Genomic DNA, 766 nt, shown 5'->3' on the forward strand with positions numbered 1-766 from the left:
CTGACTCACTATTGAGCGAATAAGTCCATTCGCCACTAGCGGAAATACTTACAAAGCCGTATGCGCCTTCAACCATGTCTTCAGCCAGCATTTGGGCTTCATCTTGGTCGAGGTCTTTAACAGTAAGCGTGCCGCTGATCGTTTCGGGTCTTTCACCAGGGCTATAGTTACTTAGTGCTGAAACTTCAGCGCTCTTGTCGCCAGAGATTGTTGCGCTGTCGTTAATCCCATGTATGGTGATATTGAGGGTAAATTTGTCGCCACTTTTGCTGATTAGGTCGATGCTGTCGATAAGGGAGTCGTTTGCCCCCAGTTCTTGAATTTTCGAAGTGTTGTTGTCTAGCGTGTATTGCCAGCTGCCGTCGCTGTTGTAATTGATTTGGCCATAAGCTGTTTCATGACTGGTTTCGTCAAATTCATAGTGTGTATCAACTTGGCCGCTTACTTCAAAGTGAATGTCTTCAGTAGTGCTTCGGTGCAGAGTTCCAAGGGATTTGCTGGAATGATCTATCTCTGCTTCTGTGTGAGGCAGTATGGCAGTTGAAGTGCTGACTTGTTCACTATTTTGTTCGTCTAAACTGGCTACTTCGTATTTGCTTTGCTTCGCTGAGTTGGCGGTACTTGTTTCTACATACGCATTGCTGGAAAAACTCTCGCCAGGTGGGCTGGAAAATTCTCCGTTAAGCTGGGTGGGGCTTTCTTCGTACCCGGCTGCAGTGGAGGGGAGTAGAGAGAAATCAAAATCTTCGTCGTTAATGATGCTGTC

At 46.6% G+C, this 766-nt stretch carries 1 protein-coding gene; it reads right to left on the bottom strand.

Annotated features, from left to right (window positions below):
- Positions 1-766, bottom strand: a 766-nt coding sequence (locus A3756_RS23685) for a VCBS domain-containing protein (RefSeq protein ID WP_197481504.1), incomplete at both ends; no start/stop codon positions are given.

The sequence above is a fragment of the Oleiphilus sp. HI0086 genome (genome assembly GCF_001635225.1).